Below are 2,056 nucleotides of genomic sequence, written 5' to 3'. Positions count from 1 at the left end.
CAAAGGGTTAAGTCTTTTTGGGGTAGGAAATATCCATGCAGACTTTAAAGAACAAAGCCTTTCGTGTTAGTGTCCATTAGGGCGCTTTAGTTAGGAAGCTCCTTGCTTTAGCAAGGGGTGGTTTCACAGCTTTCTTCTAATTCTTCATTGATTGAAGTAGTCATTTCTAATTTCTTTTTCTCAAAGAAAGATTTGACATTAGAAGTAATGCTCTCAAACACTAAAAAATATTCTGTTTTATAGATTTCCTTGTTTTCAAATTGTGTGATAATGGCTTTGGCATAAGGGTTGTCGATGTTGGGGCTTTGATTGATAAATTCTTTACGCCTTTTAGCCACAATCCTTAATTGAATGTCCTTACTAATGGTATTGAGAACATTTTGTCTTGTATCAAAATAGCCCTCCAAATCTTTTTGCATTAAATTAGAATAACTTAGTCCTTGTAAAGACATAATAGCGACTAAATTTTCTTGTTTGGTGATAATAAAAGTATCATCATACAAGCCTAAAATATTGCATTCCTCTGCCATAGAATAGGTTTTTGGCACAAAACCTGTTAAAAGCTCTATGGCTTTCTCTTTGCAATATTTAAAAGCGTTTTCTAGCATTAAGAAGACTTTCTTTTTCTTTTAGGGGGCTTAGAATTATTGCTTACATGCAAAATTACATTTTTATGAAAATCATCTACAATGCTTTTAATACCACAAACAAGATCATAAGCGTCATTATATTGCTCGTTTTTCTCTAATAAATTCACACTCTCTTTCAATTTAGAGATAGTTTGCTCTAAGTTGTAAGTAATGGTCATTTTATTAGGTTTTTCTACTACGATTTCTTGTTGCATATTCTTTCCTTTTAAGCATAAAATGAATTAGATTTGGTTTTAATCTTGGAATGAGCGATTAAAATGTCGCTTATATCTTCATCAAAAAACTCCGCTATGCTAAAAACCAATAAAAAGCACGCATACAGCATAAGAGAGTTCAATATATCTAGCCAAGGTGTCATCACAAATGGCACAAAACTTGAGAGCAAAAAGCTCTTAGCATTGAGCCAAAGAAACTTTTCTTTGGAACTGATTTCTTTGAGATTAGAAACTGAAATACCGACTAATTGCATTGATAAGCCTTAGTTACCAACACTAGTCATGAACCATTGAGCTAAGGCTGGGGCTTTAAAAAATATCAGCGTTCCTAAAACAACTCCCAAAATAGTTAATAAGATTTCTTTCCATCTATCTAAGTTTTTCCACACAAAAATACCAATAGCAATGAATATAATCATTAAAATGCCCTTACCTGTAGGGCTTTGGAGTTGTTGTTCAATGCTATTAAAAAATGTAGTCATATCCGCTTGTAATAAAAGTGGTGAAAAACCTAAAAAGGCAATAAGCTTTCTAAAATGTCTTAATTTTTTCATGCAATGTTCCTTTCTTTTTTAATCACGCAAAATTGAGCTATCACTTTATAAGATTGTTGATTGAGCTTAAAATCCAAGTGATAAACAACAAGCTCTTCATCTTTTTCTAAACTTTCTTCATTGACAACTTGTGATAAATGAATGATGTGATTTTTTAAGGCTTGTGTCATTTCGTAGGTAAGAACCTTTAAAACACTCATTTGCTTGATTTGAGCTAAATTCAAAGGCTCTTTGTCTTTTAGTAGGGCAAACTCGCTCTCAAAGGTAAAATGCCCTAAATTGTTTTCTAAAAGTTGCTCTAACAACAAGAAGTCTTTATCCCATAAATAACTACAAGTAAGCTCTGTTTCACTTTCTAACGTTTTTGCGATTATCTCTTGTTCTTTGTTTGAATAAAACTTTTCTAAATGCTTTTTAATGTCTAGCAATTCTTCATCAATTTGTATGGACTTTTTGTCTAGGATTAGTTCAATCATTGTCTTTCTCTCTTTGTAGATGGTTGGCTTTGAAGTGAAACCACCCCTTGCTAAAGCAAGGAGCTTCCTAACTAAAGCGCCCTAATGGACACTAACACGAAAGGCTTTGTTCTTTAAAGTCTGCATGGATATTTCCTACCCCAAAAAGACTTAACCCTTTG

At 32.8% G+C, this 2,056-nt stretch carries 4 protein-coding genes and 3 pseudogenes; 1 reads left to right on the top strand and 6 read right to left on the bottom strand.

The genetic code is table 11. The features are described from left to right. A pseudogene (locus H7N67_RS08240) lies at positions 1 to 70 on the top strand (RNA-guided endonuclease InsQ/TnpB family protein); the annotation flags it as partial. Between the two features lie 58 nt (positions 71 to 128). Here the strand turns inward: H7N67_RS08240 and H7N67_RS07855 are convergent. From H7N67_RS07855 to H7N67_RS08235, 6 genes and pseudogenes are all read right to left on the bottom strand, one after another. After that, a pseudogene (locus tag H7N67_RS07855) lies at positions 129 to 608 on the bottom strand (VirB4 family type IV secretion/conjugal transfer ATPase); the annotation flags it as partial. Next, positions 608 to 844 carry a hypothetical protein gene (locus H7N67_RS07850; protein ID WP_187927879.1) on the bottom strand — a complete coding sequence of 79 codons (237 nt, stop codon included), beginning with the start codon at positions 842 to 844 and terminating at the stop codon, positions 608 to 610. The pseudogene H7N67_RS07855 and the gene H7N67_RS07850, both read right to left, overlap by 1 nt. A gap of 11 nt (positions 845 to 855) precedes the next feature. Next, entirely contained in the window at positions 856 to 1,119 is a 264-nt protein-coding gene (locus tag H7N67_RS07845; RefSeq protein WP_001177721.1) for a hypothetical protein, read from the bottom strand. Positions 1,120 to 1,128: 9 nt separating this feature from the next. Then, complete coding sequence (locus tag H7N67_RS07840) at positions 1,129 to 1,419, bottom strand: TrbC/VirB2 family protein (protein ID WP_000736104.1); 291 nt, start codon at positions 1,417 to 1,419, stop codon at positions 1,129 to 1,131. Beyond that, positions 1,416 to 1,895: a hypothetical protein gene (locus H7N67_RS07835; protein ID WP_187939612.1), complete on the bottom strand. Its 480-nt coding sequence runs from the start codon at positions 1,893 to 1,895 to the stop codon at positions 1,416 to 1,418. The genes H7N67_RS07840 and H7N67_RS07835 overlap by 4 nt, the downstream gene beginning before the upstream one ends. Before the next feature lie 91 nt (positions 1,896 to 1,986). Beyond that, positions 1,987 to 2,056, bottom strand: a pseudogene (locus H7N67_RS08235) (RNA-guided endonuclease InsQ/TnpB family protein); the annotation flags it as partial.

Source organism: Helicobacter pylori, from assembly GCF_014498195.1.
GTDB lineage: Bacteria > Campylobacterota > Campylobacteria > Campylobacterales > Helicobacteraceae > Helicobacter > Helicobacter pylori_DO.
Note: the sequence above shows the minus strand (reverse complement) of the source record. Positions and strands in the feature narration are given on the sequence as shown.

Coding starts and splice junctions, on each gene's coding strand:
- H7N67_RS07845 (WP_001177721.1), bottom strand. CDS start 1,119: ATGCAATTAGTCGGTATTTCAGTTTCTAATCTCAAAGAAATCAGTTCC.
- H7N67_RS07840 (WP_000736104.1), bottom strand. CDS start 1,419: ATGAAAAAATTAAGACATTTTAGAAAGCTTATTGCCTTTTTAGGTTTT.
- H7N67_RS07850 (WP_187927879.1), bottom strand. CDS start 844: ATGCAACAAGAAATCGTAGTAGAAAAACCTAATAAAATGACCATTACT.
- H7N67_RS07835 (WP_187939612.1), bottom strand. CDS start 1,895: ATGATTGAACTAATCCTAGACAAAAAGTCCATACAAATTGATGAAGAA.